Raw genomic sequence first — 16,048 nt, 5'->3', positions numbered from 1 at the left:
ACTACATATGATCAGTTCATTATGGATCGCAAAAACCGGCCTCGACGCCCAACAAACCAATATGGATGTCATCGCCAACAACCTGGCGAACGTCAGCACCAATGGTTTTAAGCGTCAGCGTGCGGTATTTGAAGATTTGATGTACCAGACGATCCGCCAGCCAGGCGCGCAATCATCTGAACAGACAACGCTGCCTTCCGGTCTGCAGATCGGTACCGGTGTGCGTCCGGTCGCCACCGAGCGTCTGCACAGCCAGGGCAACCTGTCTCAGACCAACAACAGCAAAGATGTCGCCATTAAAGGTCAGGGCTTCTTCGAAGTTCTGCTGCCGGACGGCACCTCTGCTTACACCCGTGACGGCTCTTTCCAGGTGGATCAGAACGGCCAGCTGGTAACGGCGGGCGGTTTCCAGGTGCAACCGGCTATCACCATCCCGGCGAACAGCCTGGGCATTACCATCGGTCGCGATGGTGTGGTCAGCGTGACGCAGCAGGGCGCGGCAGCACCGGTGCAGGTTGGCCAGTTAAACCTCACCACCTTTATGAACGACACCGGGCTTGAGAGCATTGGTGAGAACCTCTACACCGAAACCCAGTCTTCCGGCGCGCCAAACGGCACCACGCCTGGCCTGAACGGTGCAGGTTTGCTCTACCAGGGATTTGTGGAAACTTCAAACGTAAACGTCGCGGAAGAGCTGGTGAACATGATCCAGGTTCAGCGCGCTTACGAAATTAACAGTAAAGCAGTATCGACCACCGATCAGATGCTGCAAAAACTGACGCAACTCTAAGGCGTTATCCGGTGCGGTAACCGCCGCACCGGAACCCTGATCTCGAAGATGAATGCAATGCAAAAATACGCCGTCCGCAGCTACCCGATAATGGCTTTAGTGGCATTAACCCTGACCGGGTGTGCCTGGGTCCCTTCTACACCACTGGTGCAGGGGGCAACGACAGCTCAACCGATGCCCGGTCCCATTCCGGTCGTCAATGGCTCGATTTATCAGACCGCGCAGCCGATTAACTACGGCTATCAGCCGCTGTTTGAAGATCGTCGTCCGCGCAACATTGGCGATACGCTGACTATCGTACTGCAGGAAAACGTGAGCGCCAGTAAGAGCTCGTCGGCCAACGCCAGTCGTGATGGTAAAGCCAGTTTTGGCGTAGACACCACTCCGCGTTATCTCGAAGGTCTGTTTGGCAATGCTCGTGCCGATCTGGGTGCCTCGGGCAGCAACTCCTTCGGGGGCAAAGGCGGCGCCAACGCCAGTAACACCTTTAGCGGCACGTTGACCGTGACCGTCGATCAGGTGCTGATCAATGGCAATTTACATGTTGTGGGTGAAAAACAGATCGCCATCAACCAGGGCACTGAGTTCATCCGCTTCTCCGGTGTCGTGAACCCACGCACCATCAGCGGCAGCAACAGCGTTCCTTCCACCCAGGTGGCGGACGCGCGCATCGAGTACGTCGGCAACGGCTACATCAACGAAGCGCAGAATATGGGCTGGCTGCAGCGTTTCTTCCTTAACTTATCGCCGATGTAACCGGGGTGAACAATGTTTAAATATTTGACTGGTATGGTGTTAGTGCTGATGGCGACCTTCGCCCAGGCTGACCGTATCCGGGATCTCACCAGTGTACAGGGCGTACGTGAAAACTCCTTAATTGGCTACGGGCTGGTGGTTGGCCTGGATGGGACGGGCGACCAGACCACCCAGACGCCATTTACTACCCAGACGCTGAACAACATGCTCTCGCAGATGGGTATTACCGTCCCGCAGGGCACCAACATGCAGCTGAAAAACGTGGCGGCAGTCATGGTCACGGCGCAGCTTCCGGCTTTTGGTCGCCAGGGGCAGACCATCGACGTGGTGGTCTCCTCAATGGGTAACGCCAAAAGCCTGCGCGGCGGTACGCTGCTGATGACCCCGCTGAAGGGCGTCGACAGCCAGGTCTATGCACTGGCGCAGGGCAACATCCTTGTTGGCGGCGCGGGCGCGTCAGCCGGCGGCAGCAGCGTGCAGGTTAACCAGCTTAACGGCGGTCGCATTACCGGCGGCGCGGTAATTGAGCGTGAGTTGCCGAACCAGTTCGGGGCCACGAACAGCATCAACCTGCAGCTGAACCAGGAAGACTTCACCATGGCGCAGCAGATTGCTGACACCATCAACCGCGCACGCGGTTATGGCAGCGCCACCGCGCTGGATGGCCGTACCGTTCAGGTGCGCGTCTCCTCCGGCGGCAGCTCTCAGGTTCGTGCCCTGGCGGATATCCAGAATATGGAAGTCGGCACCACGCAGCAGGATGCGAAAGTGATTGTTAACTCGCGTACCGGATCGGTGGTGATGAACCGCGAAGTGTCGCTGGATAGCTGTGCCATTGCGCAGGGTAACCTCTCGGTCACCGTCAACCAGCAGAACAACGTAAGCCAGCCGAATACGCCATTTGGCGGCGGCCAGACCGTGGTAACACCGCAAACGCAGATTGACCTGCGCCAGAGCGGCGGCTCGCTGCAGAGCGTACGCTCCAGCGCCAACCTCAACAGCGTCGTGCGTGCCCTTAACGCCCTGGGTGCCTCGCCAATGGAGCTGATGTCGATTCTGCAGGCAATGCAGAGCGCCGGTTGCCTGCGTGCGAAACTGGAGATCATCTAATGTTGACCGACAGCCGAATGTTGACCAGCGCGGCATGGGACGCGCAATCGCTGAATGAACTGAAGTCAAAAGCCGGACAGGATCCGGCTGCCAACCTGCGCCCGGTGGCGCGTCAGGTGGAGGGGATGTTCGTGCAGATGATGCTGAAAAGCATGCGCGAAGCGTTACCGAAAGATGGGATTTTCAGCAGTGATTCAACGCGGCTGTATACCAGCATGTATGACCAGCAGATCGCTCAGCAGATGACCGCCGGGAAAGGTCTGGGTCTCGCCGATATGATGGTGAAACAGATGACCGGCGATCAAGCGCCAGTCGATCCGGCTGACCAGATGCAGCAGGTGCCGATGAAGTTCCCGCTGGAGACCGTCAACACCTATCAAAACCAGGCGCTGACACAGCTGGTGCGCAAAGCGATACCCAAAGTGCCCGATGCATCTGAAGTGGCTGACGCGGGTAACGATCAGCCGCTCTCCGGCGACAGCAAAGACTTCCTCGCCCAGCTTTCGCTCCCGGCGCGGCTGGCGAGCCAGCAGAGCGGCGTGCCGCACCACCTGATCCTCGCGCAGGCTGCGCTGGAATCCGGCTGGGGCCAGCGGCAGATCCCGCGTGAGAACGGCGAGCCGAGCTACAACATCTTCGGCGTGAAAGCGACCTCAAGCTGGAAAGGGCCGACCACCGAAATCACCACCACCGAGTATGAAAACGGTGAGGCGGTGAAAGTGAAAGCCAAATTCCGTGTGTATAGCTCTTACCTTGAAGCGCTCTCCGACTATGTCGGCATGTTGACGCGCAACAAACGTTACGCGGCGGTAACCACCGCGGCAACGGCGGAGCAGGGCGCACAGGCGCTGCAGAGCGCTGGTTACGCAACCGATCCGCACTATGCCCGTAAGCTGACCTCAATGATCCAGCAGCTTAAATCGATGGGTGAGAAAGTGAGCAAGGCGTACAGCACAGATACACAAAATCTGTTCTAAAACGTCTCAAGTTTCACTCAGGGTTGCCGATAATCTTCAACAGGACTCATGTCTGAAAGTGTATAAGGAACCTCCATGTCCAGTTTGATTAACAGCGCAATGAGCGGGCTTAGCGCAGCCCAGGCCGCGCTCAATACCGCCAGTAATAACATTGCGAGTTATAACGTCGCGGGCTATACCCGTCAGACGACGGTGTTGACCAGTTCGAACAGCACGCTGACCGGTAGCGGCTACGTGGGCAATGGTGTCACCGTGACTGGCGTTCAGCGTGAGTATGACGCCTTTATTACCAACCAGCTGCGCGCGGCGCAAAACCAGAACAGCGGGTTGACCACACGTTACGAGCAGATGTCAAAAATTGACGATGTGCTCTCGGATACCACTAACTCCCTGTCGAGCAGCCTGCAGAGCTTCTTCTCCAGCATGCAGACGCTGGTGAGTAACGCCTCCGATCCGTCGTCGCGCCAGGCGCTGCTCGGCAAAGCCGACGGTCTGGTAAACCAGTTTAAAGTGGCCGATCAGTATCTGCGTGACCAGGATAAACAGGTCAACTTATCTATCGCCACCAGCGTTGATCAGATCAACAACTACTCGAAGCAGATCGCCAACCTCAACCAGCAGATCTCTAAACTGACTGCGGTAGGCGCAGGCTCATCGCCAAACGACCTGCTCGATCAGCGCGATCAGCTGGTCAGCGAACTGAACAAAGTCGTGGGTGTGGAAGTCAGCACCCAGGATGGTAGCTATAACGTCAGCATGGGTAACGGCATTACTCTGGTGCAGGGTAAGGAAGCGCGTCAACTGGCGGCGGTGCCTTCCAGCGCCGATCCGGCACGTACCACGCTGGCGTATGTCGATAAGATTGCCGGCAATGTCGAGATCCCGGAAAAGCAGGTGACCACCGGTTCACTCGGCGGCCTGCTCTCATTCCGTACGCAGGATCTGGACCAGGCGCGTAATACGCTGGGCCAGCTGGCGCTCTCGTTCGCCGACTCCTTTAACCAGCAGCACGTTAAAGGCTTTGACGCAGACGGCGATGCGGGTGAGAAGTTCTTCAATATTGGCGGGCCTTCTGCCACGTCGAACAGCAAAAACAGCGGCGACGCTACGCTGACCGCGGCCGTAACTAACAGCTCTGCGGTACAGGCGACCGACTATAAAGTGGCTTTTGACGGCACGCAGTGGAACGTCACGCGTCTGTCCAATAACACCACCATCGCGGTAACGCCGGATACGACAGACGGTACACTCAATTTTGATGGCCTGAAAGTCTCCATCAATAACGGCTCTACCGGCGCGAAAAAAGATGACAGCTTCACCATCCGTCCGGTGAGCAACGCGATTGTGAATATGAGCGTGGCGGTGACTGATGAGTCGAAAATCGCCATGGCGGGTGCGGCTGGCAACGGCGCGAGCGACAACCGCAACGGTCAGGATTTGTTAAAGCTGCAGAGCGCGAAAGTGGTCGGCGGGAACAAAACCTTTAACGATTCGTATGCCACGCTGGTGAGCGATGTCGGGAACAAAACCTCGACGCTGAAAACCAGCAGCGCGACACAGACTAACGTCGTGACCCAGTTGAGCAACCAGCAGCAATCTATCTCCGGGGTAAACCTCGATGAAGAGTACGGCAACCTGCAGCGTTTTCAGCAGTATTACCTGGCTAATGCCCAGGTGCTGCAGACCGCAAGCACGTTGTTTGATGCCCTGCTGGCCATTCGTTAAGTAAGAGGTGAGTCATGCGTATTAGCACGCAAATGATGTACGAACAAAATATGCGCGGCGTAACCAATGCTCAGGGCAAATGGTTAGGGTACGGCGAGCAGATGACAACCGGTCAGCGCGTTAACCGCCCGTCTGATGATCCGATCGCCGCCTCGCAGGCGGTGGTGATCTCCCAGGCGCAGGCGCAAAACACGCAATACGACACGGCGCGTACCTTCGCGAAGCAGAAAGTTTCCCTCGAAGAGAGCGTGTTGCAGCAGGTAACTACTGCCGTCACAGGCGCACAGAGCAGCATCGTGAAAGCGGGCAACGGCTCGCTGAGTGATGATGACCGCGCTTCAGTTGCCGCCGAGTTGCAGGGCTTTCGCGATCAGTTATTGAACCTCGCGAACAGCACCGACGGTAACGGCCGCTACATTTTTGGTGGCTACCGTACTGAAAACAAGCCGTACGATGCCACAGGCAACTACAGCGGCGGTACCGACGCCATTACCCAGCAGGTTGATGCGGCGCGTACGATGGTGATCGCCCATACCGGTGACCAGGTATTCAACTCCGTTACCAGTAATGCGACCAAAGAGCCTGTCGATCCTGCTACAGGCGTTGCGCCTGCGCCGGAGACGGATCTGTTCAAAATGCTCGACACGGCAATTGCAGCACTGAAGACGCCGGTAGCGGGCGACGAAACGGCGAAAGCCACGGCGCAGGCTGCGGTGGATAAAACCAGCCGTGGTCTGGGCAACTCCCTGAACAACGTGCTGAGCGTGCGCGCTGAACTCGGTACGCAGCTCAATGAACTGGATACCCTCGACGCGCTTGGCGACGATCGTGCGCTGTCGTTAAAGCAGCAGAAGAGCGATCTGATCGATGCTGACTGGAACTCGGTGATCTCCTCTTACACCATGCAGCAAGCGGCATTGCAGGCTTCTTATAAAGCCTTCACCGATATGCAGGGTATGTCGCTGTTCCAGATGAACCGTTAATAACCTTTTTACTTTGGGCATATCCTGAAACTGGAGTATGTCTGCTATGCCCGCTCTGTCTCTCCAGAGCGGGCCTTTTTTTATCTATGCGTTTTGCTTCGCCTGCTCAAGCTTACGGGCATCGAAGAGACGAATCAGCAGTGCGATAAGCCCCGCTACGCTCGCCAATACCACCACGCCCTGCCATGAGGCGACAGCGTAAAGCTTGCTTCCCAGCGCGGAACCCAGCGCCATACCGATAAACACCCCCGTAAAGAGCAGCGCATTGAGTCGTCCCCGCGCCTGCGGCTCGAGGCTGTAAACCAGATTTTGATGCGCGACGAGGCTGGATTGCAGGCCAAGATCAAACCCGACCGCAGAGAGGGCAATCAGCGCCAGCTGGCCATGGGGCGGCAGGGCAGGCAGCAGGAACATCATGGCGAAGGAGATTGTTACCAGCCCGGCACCGAGTTGGGTTACGCGCTCTGCGCCCACTTTATCCGCAAGGCCTCCCGCCAACGGCGCGGCTAACGCCCCTGCGGCACCGGCAATACCGAATGTTCCGGCAACGGCGCTGCCCAGCTGATAGTGCTCAAGCAGCATCAGCGCCAGCGTCGACCAGAAGGCGCTAAAGGCTATGGACAAAAAGCCCTGCGCCAACGCCGCACGGCGCAGCGTCGGGTAGCGCTGCCAGAGATGCGCCATTGAGCGCATCAGTGCCGGGTAGCTCAGCGTGGAGTGGGTAGCGAAGCGCGGCAATACTGACCACATTAAGAGGCCAATTAGTGCAATGCTTACCGCCGCAAGCTGATACATCACACGCCAGCCAAACGCCGCGCCGACAAAGCCGCTGACCGTACGCGAGAGCAAAATACCGAGCAGCAGACCGGTCATTACCGTGCCGACCATTTTCCCCTGTTTCCCCGCCGGAGCGAGGATCGCCGCGGCCGGTACAATATCCTGCGCCATGGTCGCCGCCATGCCGATTAACAGGCTGACAATAAGCAGTGAGGGCAGGTGGCTGGTCAGGCTGCAGGCCAGCAGTAACACCGCCAGCGCTGCGCTTTTCACCACAATTAAGCGACGGCGATCGTGACGGTCGCCCAGCGGCAGCAGAAAGAGAATGCCGAGCGCGTAACCGGCTTGGGTGAGCGTCGGTACCAGCCCCATGCCATTGATGGTCAGATGCAGATCGCTGCCCATCAGCGGCAGCAGCGGCTGCGAGTAGTAGATGGCCGCGACGCTGAATCCTGCGCCAAGCGCCAGCGCAAAAAAGATACCGTTTGCCATACGGGCAGAGAGCGATTGATGGTTCATATGGTGTCCCCGAAGAGATAAAGCTGTGAATGCGTAGTCAGGCTACGGTGTGAGCGCATTTTTACCCATGGCGCGGTAGCGCGGTAGCCAGCGCAGTGGTAAAACGGTTATACGTGAAACGTATAGGCATAAAGATTATGAGGCGACAAGAGCGTATAGACCGGGTGGACTTAATGCGGACCTTTATCCGCATTGTTGAAGCAGGCTCCCTGTCGGCAGCGGCCCGCCAGCTGGAGACAACGCAGGCAACCGTCAGCCGTCGTTTGCAATCGCTGGAGACATTGCTTGGCGTCAAACTGCTGCTGCGCACCACCCATGCCATGAAGCTCACCGATGACGGCGAGCGCTGCTATCAACATGCAAAACGGGTGGCGGATGCCTGGGTGGCGCTGGAGGACGATCTCAGCCAGTCCGACGACGAACCGGTCGGCATGCTGCGGGTGCGCGCCCCGCATGCTTTTGGTCAGCAGCAGCTGCTGGTGCCGCTAACACAATTTCTTGAGCGTCATCCGCAGCTGACGGTGGAGTGGATGCTGAATGATAAAACCGTCGACTTTCTTAGCGCCAATATCGATTGCGCCATTCGCGTCGGGGCAGAGGTCGATCCGGCTACCGTATCGGTGCTGCTGGCAGAAGTACCGCGCAGTCTGGTGGCGTCGCCCGCGTTGCTGGAACGCTTTCCGGCTATTGAGACGCCGCAGCAGCTGAGTAACTTACCGTGGGTGGCGCTGAGTACCTTCTATCAGCATCAAATCACGCTGTACGCGCAGGATGATGAGCAGGCGGTGCAGGTAGCCATCTCGCCACGCTTGTTTACCGACAGTCTTTACGCTGCGCGCAATACGGCACTTGCCGGGCTGGGGGTGACGTTAATCTCCAGTTGGGCGGTGGAAGAGGATATCCGCAGCGGCAGGCTGGTGACGCTGCTGCCGCAGTGGCAGGCGGCACCGTTACCGGTTCACCTTGTCTATCCGTGGGCGCGCTACTACCCCGCGCGGCTGCGTAAATTCTTGCAGCTGATGCGGGAAGTGATGCCAGGGCTGAGCGGGATGCGCCAGCCGGAAATGCGGGCATAAAAAAAGCCGACCCGGAGGTCGGCTTGTTGCAGCGTTTTACTTACTCAACGGCTGGCGGTTTGGTCGCCGGCGCGGTGGCGGTATGCGTGGCGCTGTGACCGCCCGCAGAACCTTTACCGTCGAAGTTGAATGCCGGGCGAACCCAGTCGCTGTGGCGCGGTGCTTCCTGTACATACGCAGGGGCAGGCGCTTTAGTCATTGGCGCGGTTGCAACCACCGGCGCGTCGGCTTTCACCGGCGCAGCTGTTTCAGCTTTCACCGCTACAGGGGCTTCAACTTTCACCGGCGCAGAAACTTCAGCTTGCACTGGCGCTTCAACTTTTGCCGGCGCAACGTCTTCAACAACCGGTGCAGGCGCAGCCTCTTCTTTCACTGGCTCGGCCTCTTCGGCAACCTGCTCTGCGACAGAACGATCTTCCTCAGCAATCAGCTGCGGCTGCTCGTCTACCGGGGCAGAGATCGCTTCCGGATGGGTCGTTTCAACCTCGACCGGAGCTGGCTCTGCAACCGTTGCCTGCGGTTCAACCACTTCTGGCTGCTCGCTGGCAGGTGCGGCTTCAACCGGTGCCTGCGGCTCAACAACCTCAGCCGGCGCGGCGGTGACCAGCTGCGCTTCAGCTACGGCTGGGGCAACTTCATGCTCTGCTGCATGTTGCTGCTCGGTTTCCAGCGCGCTGTTGTGCTGGATCTCCTGCTGCTCTTCCTGCGCACGCGGCACCGGATAGCGAACCCACACTTTACCGGAAGCCATCTCCGGTGAGGCGCAGGCGATAGTCAGCGGCATGGCGGACTGTACCGGGTAGCGCTCGTCACGGTAGCGACGGCGGCGTTGACCGCTGACACGCAGGTGACGCGGGGAGCGGCGTGAGCGGCGCGGCATGGTGTTTTCACGCGCTTCACCGTTCTCTTCCTGCTCCAGCACCGGGGCGTTTTCAACCACAGCCGGCAGATCGACTTTCGCGAGCTGAGTATGCTGCTCCTCTGGCGCGGTCTCTGCGACGGTTTCGTCGATAACGGTTTCAGCACGGTTATCATCGATGCGCACTTTCTGGCTCAGCTGGCGCTGTTTGCGGCGCGGCATCACCTGAACACGCTCTTCCTGCTCCGCTTCCTGAGCAGGCTGCTCTTCGCGGGTCAGCTCTTCACGGTTCAGCTCTTTAACTTCCTGCTGCGCCTGACGTTTATCATCACCACGGCGGCGGTTGCGTTCACGACGTGACGGCTGCTGCTCGTCGCGGGTTTTCGCTTTATCCGACTCGTCAACGACGGTGTTCTGGCGCGGCTCGCGATTCTCCGCGTTCTGCTGCGGTTTTTCACGACGGTTGCGGCGGTTATCTTCGCGACCTTCACGGTTCTCACGACCTTCGCGGTTATCACGATTGTCGCGGTTGTCACGTCCTTCACGACCCTCGTTGCCTTCGCTACGGGAATCACGCGAATCGCGGCGATCGTTACGGTCGCGACGGTTGCTTTGACGCGGTTTACGACGCTCCTGCGAACGCTCAGGTTTCGCCTCTTTTTTCTCTTCCTTCACTTCAACCGGCGCAGGCGCTTCTTCGCCAGCAAACAGGTTTTTCAGGGCAGAGACGATGCGGCCAAACAGACCCGGTGCCGCGGTAGTGGCAGCGGCAGGCTGTGCCTGTGCTGTAGGCGCGGGCTCCTGGGCTTGCGGCGCAGGCGGCACGTCAGGCATCACAAAGGTAGCGAGGGCAGGCTGCTCAGGCAGTTTACGCTCGGCATACTCCTCTTCAGACGGCAGCGCCATCTCCTCTTCATGCAGCTTCGGCAGCAGGTAGCTGAGGGTAGGGGTCTCTTCACCTTTACGTACGCGCAGCACCGAGTAGTGCGGCGTTTCCATCTGATCGTTCGGCACGATGACGCAGCGTACGCCGCCCTGACGGGCTTCGATAGCGCTGACGGCGGCACGTTTTTCGTTCAGCAGGTAAGAGGCAACAGGAACCGGCACAATGGCGTGCACTTCCTGGGTGTTCTCTTTCAGCGCTTCTTCTTCAATCAGACGCAGAATAGAGAGCGACAGGGATTCGTTGTCACGGATGGTACCCGTACCGCTACAGCGCGGGCAGACGTGATGGCTCGATTCACCCAGTGACGGGCTCAGACGCTGGCGGGACATCTCCAGCAGGCCGAAGCGGGAGATATGGCTGATCTGGATACGTGCACGATCCTGACGTACCGCTTCACGCAGACGGTTTTCAACCGCGCGCTGGTGGCGAACCGGGGTCATGTCGATAAAGTCGATAACGATCAGGCCGCCGAGGTCGCGCAGACGCAGCTGACGGGCGATCTCATCTGCCGCTTCGAGGTTGGTGTTGAACGCCGTCTCTTCAATGTCGCCACCGCGGGTTGCGCGAGCGGAGTTGATGTCGATGGCGGTCAGCGCTTCGGTGCTGTCGATAACAATCGAGCCGCCGGACGGCAGACGCACTTCACGCTGGAAGGCGGATTCGATTTGCGACTCAATCTGATAGTGGCTGAACAGCGGGATTTCACCGGTGTAGAGCTTAATTTTGCTGCTGAAATCCGGACGGCCCAGCGCGGCGATATGCTGGCGAGCCAGCTCCAGCACTTTCGGGTTATCAATCAGGATTTCGCCAATGTCCTGGCGCAGATAGTCACGGAAAGCGCGAACGATAACGTTGCTCTCCTGGTGAATCAGGAACGGAGCCGGGCGGCTCTCTGCGGCTTTCTGGATCGCTTCCCAGTGTTTCAGGCGGAAGCTGAGATCCCACTGCAGCGCTTCGGCAGATTTGCCAACGCCTGCGGTACGCACGATAAGACCCATGCCGTCCGGCAGTTCGAGGCTCGACAGCGCCTCTTTCAGCTCGGTACGGTCATCGCCTTCGATACGGCGAGAGATGCCGCCCGCGCGCGGGTTGTTTGGCATCAGAACGAGGTAGCTACCGGCGAGGCTGATAAAGGTGGTCAGCGCCGCGCCTTTGTTGCCGCGCTCTTCTTTGTCGATCTGGACGATAACTTCCTGGCCTTCACGCAGCACATCTTTGATGTTCGGACGGCCATGCGCGTTGTAGTTGGCGGGGAAGTATTCGCGAGCGATCTCTTTGAGGGGGAGGAAACCGTGACGTTCAGCGCCGTAGTCAACGAAGGCAGCTTCAAGGCTCGGTTCAATGCGGGTGATTTTACCTTTGTAGATATTGGCTTTTTTCTGTTCATGCCCGGGGCTTTCGATATCCAGGTCGTACAGACGTTGCCCATCAACAAGTGCGACACGCAACTCTTCTTGCTGAGTTGCGTTGATTAACATTCTTTTCATCGTAACTTACTCATTATTCTTACATTGACGACTAAGCTGCGGGCAAGATTTTGCCTTTCCGGGGAGAACCGATGGCCTCGAGTCTATTACGCGTCGCCAACCTCACGGTTATCGCTCGCTTAAGAGGCGCAGTGTGTCGGTTGCCTGCATTTCCTGTGGAAAATACAGCGCAATTATCAGGGGAACAGCCTGGGAAAAACTCTCCAGAGAAGATTCCATCTACCGGTAAGGACTGCAACCCGCAGCCCGCTAACTGCCTGAAAGATCAATACGTCTTACGCCATTGCTGCGTGTATGATCGGACAGGCAAAACTGGTCATTCCGCTCATTTACTTGTTTTAGCAAAATTCAACACGGAAAACGGCAACATTATTCCCTGCGAACCCTGTTATAGCAAGCTGACTTTTACCATTTATCACCCGGTTACTCACAGTTTCTTCACCTTTGCCCGGAGATTGGTTTAATAACCACCGAATCAACTGTATGAAACGCTGTTTACCGAATGTAATAGTCAATATAAGCATATAAAAATGAGTGGCGCTATTCAGCGTGGCTATTTAGAATCGCCTCCCATGAAAACTGAGACATTAGCCGTAAAATTTGTTGCTATCACCGCAGACGAAGCGGGGCAACGCATTGATAACTTTTTGCGTACGCAGTTGAAGGGCGTACCGAAGAGCATGATCTACCGTATTTTGCGTAAAGGCGAAGTACGTGTGAACAAAAAGCGCGTAAAACCAGAATATAAACTGGAAGATGGCGATGAAATTCGCATCCCGCCGGTACGCGTGGCCGAAAAAGAAGAAGAGGCAGTTTCGCCGCACCTGCAAAAAGTCGCCCAGCTTAACGACGTGATCCTCTACGAAGATGATCATATTCTGGTGCTGAATAAACCCTCGGGCACCGCGGTACACGGCGGTAGCGGCCTCAGCTTTGGCGTGATCGAAGGGCTGCGTGCGTTGCGCCCGGAAGCGCGCTTCCTGGAACTGGTTCATCGCCTCGATCGCGACACCTCCGGCGTGCTGCTGGTGGCGAAAAAGCGTTCGGCGCTGCGTTCGCTCCATGAGCAGCTGCGCGGTAAAGAGATGCAGAAAGATTACCTGGCGCTGGTGCGCGGGCAGTGGCAATCCCACGTGAAAACCGTGCAGGCACCGCTGCTGAAAAATATTTTGCAGAGCGGTGAGCGCATCGTACGGGTTAACAGCGAAGGCAAACCGTCGGAAACGCGCTTCAAAGTGGAAGAGCGTTACGCGTTCGCCACGCTGGTACGTTGCAGCCCAGTGACGGGGCGTACGCACCAGATCCGCGTCCATACCCAGCATGCCGGTCATCCCATTGCTTTTGACGATCGCTACGGCGATCGCGAGTTTGATAAGCAGCTTGCCTCAACCGGCTTATCACGCCTCTTTCTGCATGCGGCGGCGTTGAAGTTCACCCACCCGGCAACCGGCGAGACGCTGCGCATCGAAGCGCCCCTCGACAATGCCCTTAAGCACTGCCTGACGACGCTGCGTAACGCAAAATAACGTCTCTCCCCTCCGTTGCGGAGGGGATCGCTTACGGCTTCAGCCACTTGTCCAGCCACGGAAAGACCTCATCCTGCTGTTGCTGATAAAAGACATGGCCCAGCTCGGGCCAACTTTTGGTCACCAGTTTCTCATCGGCATGCTGCGACGCCCAGACGCGGTGCACTTTCTCAAAGGCCTCTGCGACCGCTTGTGGCGGGAAAAGCTTATCTTTGCCGCCGCTGAAGATCAGCATCGGCTTTGGTGCCGCGAGGCTGGCAATATCGGGAATATCCATCAGCGCCGGCATACCAGGGTGCAGCATATAAAAGGCTGACTGCCCGCGAAGCACATTATTTCCGGGCTGCATCAGGCCATTGTAAGTGCCGAACCACGAAATCACCGCCGTCGCGGCCACCTTGTCACTCAGCGCAGCCAGTTGCCAGGCGCGGAACCCGCCCATTGAGAAGCCCAGCACGCCGACGCGTTTGCTGTCGATACCTGCATGTGCGGCGATAAAATCGACGGTGCGCATATCTTCATATGCCACTTCGCCCGCAAGGGAGCGGCCCAGGTTGAAGTAGTTGCTGGCCAGCGCCTGCTGCTGGTCATAGACCATCGGCCCGCGATCGCCCCAGCCGGGGCTGTCGATAGCGATAACCGCGTAACCGCGCTGCGCCAGCTCATCGCCAATAAATTTTCCGCTGAAGAACTTATCCGCCCATGCCTGCGCGCTGGCGAGTTTTTTAGCGTCATTCCACGGTTTGATGAGCTTCTCTTTGCCGATATCAAATTTCGAACCGTGATCGTGCAGAAGCACCACCGCCGGATGCGGGCCGGGCGTTTTTGGCATCAGCAGCAGGGCCGAAATGCGGTTGTCGTCGGTAATATTCAGCGCCAGTTTTTCAGCGGTGTAGCTGCCGCGATCCTCTTTGCTTATTGTTTCGGGCGCGAAGATTTTTGTGGCATCGGGGGTGAGGAGGGCGGCACGAAAGCGTTGGCGGCTCTCTGTTTGCCATTGATTAAAATCGGTGTAGTGGCCGGAGAGCCAGGAGTCAGGGTAGAGCATTTGCGCTTTCAGCGCGGGCCAGCTTGCCGGGAGATTGCCTTCGACGACGCCCTCGGTTTGCCACGTCTCTTGTGCGCTGGCCGCAGCAGAAATCAATAACGCAGCGGCCAGCGCCATTTTGCACGACATCTTCATCAGTACCCCTCAAATTAAAACGGTGTTTTAATATTGAGAGAGACTCTACAGGTCGTTTACTAAACAATCTGTGATCGCTTAAGCATTAGCTTAACAACGGGTTGCGCTCCTCACGGCGCAGCATCTGGCATAGCGCAATCAGTGGCAGCCCAACCAGCGTATTTGGATCGCGCCCTTCAAGCCTATCGAACAGCGCGATGCCCAGTCCTTCGCTTTTAAAGCTACCGGCACAATTAAGCGGACGCTCTTTGCGCACGTAGTCGTCAATCTCCTGCTCATTTAAATGGCGGAAATGGACGTCGAAGGGTTCGCACTCCGTTTGCAGATGTCCGGTTGCCGAATTATAGAGCGCCAGTCCCGTATAGAAGGTGACAATATTTCCGCTCGCTTTCAGCAATTGCTGGCGTGCATTCTCTTCCGTATGCGGTTTGCCGTTAATTTCGCCATTCAATACGCACACCTGGTCGGAGCCGATTATAAGATGGTGCGGATATTTATCCGCCAGCGATTGCGCTTTTTCCTGAGCCAGACGCAGCACGAGGTGGCGGGGCGTTTCACCGGGGTGCGGTGTTTCGTCGGTTTGTGGCGCAGCACACTCAAAGGGGAGGCCGAGTTTATCCAGCAGCGCGCGGCGATAGGGTGAAGTTGAAGCAAGAATAAGAGGAGACATATTTTTTCCACCAAATATGGCTTAACGATGAGAGGCAAATTAAACTGTAGGCCGCAATGTGTGCGAATAATTGGCAAAAGGCAACCGCAGGCTGCCTTTTTCTTTGACTCTATGACGTTACAAAGTTAATATGCGCGCCCTATGCAAAAGGTAAAATTACCCCTGACTCTTGATCCGGTTCGTACCGCTCAAAAACGCCTTGATTATGAGGGTGTCTACACTCTCGATCAGGTCGAGCGCGTCGCCGATTCTGTTGTCAGCGTAGAAACTGATGTGGAGTGCTCCATGTCGTTTGCTATCGATAATCAGCGTCTGGCGGTGTTAACCGGCGATGCGAAGGTTACGGTAGCTCTCGAGTGCCAGCGCTGCGGGAAACCGTTCACCCATCACGTCTACACAACGTATTGTTTTAGTCCTGTGCGTTCAGACGAACAGGCTGAAGCACTGCCGGAAGCGTATGAGCCGATTGAGGTTAACGAATTCGGTGAAATCGATCTGCGGGCGTTGGTTGAGGATGAAATCATTCTCGCCTTGCCTGTAGTTCCGGTGCATGATTCTGAACACTGTGAAGTGTCCGAGGCGGACATGGTCTTTGGGGAATTGCCTGATGAAGCGCAAAAACCCAATCCATTTGCCGTATTAGCCAGCTTAAAGCGTAAGTAAT

Annotated in this window: 14 protein-coding genes; 10 read left to right on the top strand and 4 right to left on the bottom strand. The window is 57.2% G+C overall.

From position 1 onward, the window contains the following. Positions 1-7: 7 nt before the first annotated feature. From flgG to flgL, 6 genes are all read left to right on the top strand, one after another. Positions 8-790 (top strand): flagellar basal-body rod protein FlgG, encoded by a 783-nt coding sequence (gene flgG, locus SOM48_RS02345; protein WP_023481502.1) that lies wholly within the window; start codon positions 8-10, stop codon positions 788-790. Between the two features lie 57 nt (positions 791-847). Beyond that, positions 848-1,546 carry a flagellar basal body L-ring protein FlgH gene (locus SOM48_RS02340; RefSeq protein ID WP_023481882.1) on the top strand — a complete coding sequence of 233 codons (699 nt, stop codon included), beginning with the start codon at positions 848-850 and terminating at the stop codon, positions 1,544-1,546. Between the two features lie 12 nt (positions 1,547-1,558). Next, a complete protein-coding gene (locus SOM48_RS02335; RefSeq protein WP_023481768.1) occupies positions 1,559-2,656 on the top strand; it encodes a flagellar basal body P-ring protein FlgI in 1,098 nt (365 codons plus the stop codon). Beyond that, positions 2,656-3,633, top strand: a complete 978-nt coding sequence (gene flgJ, locus SOM48_RS02330) for a flagellar assembly peptidoglycan hydrolase FlgJ (protein WP_023481489.1) — start codon at positions 2,656-2,658, stop codon at positions 3,631-3,633. The genes SOM48_RS02335 and flgJ overlap by 1 nt, the downstream gene beginning before the upstream one ends. 75 nt (positions 3,634-3,708) lie before the next feature. After that, positions 3,709-5,358 (top strand): flagellar hook-associated protein FlgK, encoded by a 1,650-nt coding sequence (gene flgK / locus SOM48_RS02325; RefSeq protein WP_076769683.1) that lies wholly within the window; start codon positions 3,709-3,711, stop codon positions 5,356-5,358. A gap of 14 nt (positions 5,359-5,372) precedes the next feature. Next, on the top strand, positions 5,373-6,341 hold the full coding sequence (flgL, locus tag SOM48_RS02320) for a flagellar hook-associated protein FlgL (protein WP_320511364.1): 969 nt from the start codon (positions 5,373-5,375) through the stop codon (positions 6,339-6,341). Positions 6,342-6,425: 84 nt separating this feature from the next. Here flgL and SOM48_RS02315 read toward each other — a convergent pair whose 3' ends face one another. Next, the gene (locus SOM48_RS02315) at positions 6,426-7,637 is read right to left on the bottom strand and encodes an MFS transporter (protein WP_289742875.1); all 1,212 of its coding nucleotides are present in this window, start codon (positions 7,635-7,637) and stop codon (positions 6,426-6,428) included. 137 nt (positions 7,638-7,774) lie between these two features. Here SOM48_RS02315 and SOM48_RS02310 point away from each other — a divergent pair, with 137 nt between their 5' ends. Next, positions 7,775-8,713, top strand: a complete 939-nt coding sequence (locus SOM48_RS02310) for a LysR family transcriptional regulator (RefSeq protein WP_054803921.1) — start codon at positions 7,775-7,777, stop codon at positions 8,711-8,713. A 40-nt stretch (positions 8,714-8,753) separates the two neighbouring features. On the opposite strand, the gene rne is transcribed toward SOM48_RS02310, so the two are convergent. Then, entirely contained in the window at positions 8,754-12,005 is a 3,252-nt protein-coding gene (rne, locus tag SOM48_RS02305) for a ribonuclease E (protein WP_320511363.1), read from the bottom strand. 71 nt (positions 12,006-12,076) lie between these two features. Between rne and SOM48_RS02300 the strand changes: the two genes are divergently transcribed. Beyond that, entirely contained in the window at positions 12,077-12,469 is a 393-nt protein-coding gene (locus tag SOM48_RS02300) for a hypothetical protein (RefSeq protein ID WP_139567097.1), read from the top strand. Positions 12,470-12,577: 108 nt separating this feature from the next. Further along, positions 12,578-13,531: a 23S rRNA pseudouridine(955/2504/2580) synthase RluC gene (gene rluC / locus SOM48_RS02295; RefSeq protein ID WP_023481636.1), complete on the top strand. Its 954-nt coding sequence runs from the start codon at positions 12,578-12,580 to the stop codon at positions 13,529-13,531. A gap of 31 nt (positions 13,532-13,562) precedes the next feature. Here rluC and SOM48_RS02290 read toward each other — a convergent pair whose 3' ends face one another. Both SOM48_RS02290 and SOM48_RS02285 read right to left on the bottom strand, forming a co-directional pair. Further along, entirely contained in the window at positions 13,563-14,696 is a 1,134-nt protein-coding gene (locus tag SOM48_RS02290) for a dienelactone hydrolase family protein (RefSeq protein ID WP_320511459.1), read from the bottom strand. Between the two features lie 103 nt (positions 14,697-14,799). After that, positions 14,800-15,384, bottom strand: coding sequence for a Maf family protein (locus tag SOM48_RS02285; protein WP_054803919.1), 585 nt, complete (start codon positions 15,382-15,384; stop codon positions 14,800-14,802). Between the two features lie 141 nt (positions 15,385-15,525). Between SOM48_RS02285 and yceD the strand changes: the two genes are divergently transcribed. Beyond that, positions 15,526-16,047 (top strand): 23S rRNA accumulation protein YceD, encoded by a 522-nt coding sequence (gene yceD / locus SOM48_RS02280; RefSeq protein ID WP_023481686.1) that lies wholly within the window; start codon positions 15,526-15,528, stop codon positions 16,045-16,047. Position 16,048 lies beyond the last annotated feature (1 nt).

Origin of the sequence: Kosakonia sp. CFBP8986, assembly GCF_034044935.1 — a bacterium.
GTDB lineage: Bacteria > Pseudomonadota > Gammaproteobacteria > Enterobacterales > Enterobacteriaceae > Kosakonia > Kosakonia cowanii.
The sequence above is the reverse complement of the archived record's forward strand: the minus strand, read 5'-3'. Positions and strand labels throughout refer to the sequence as shown.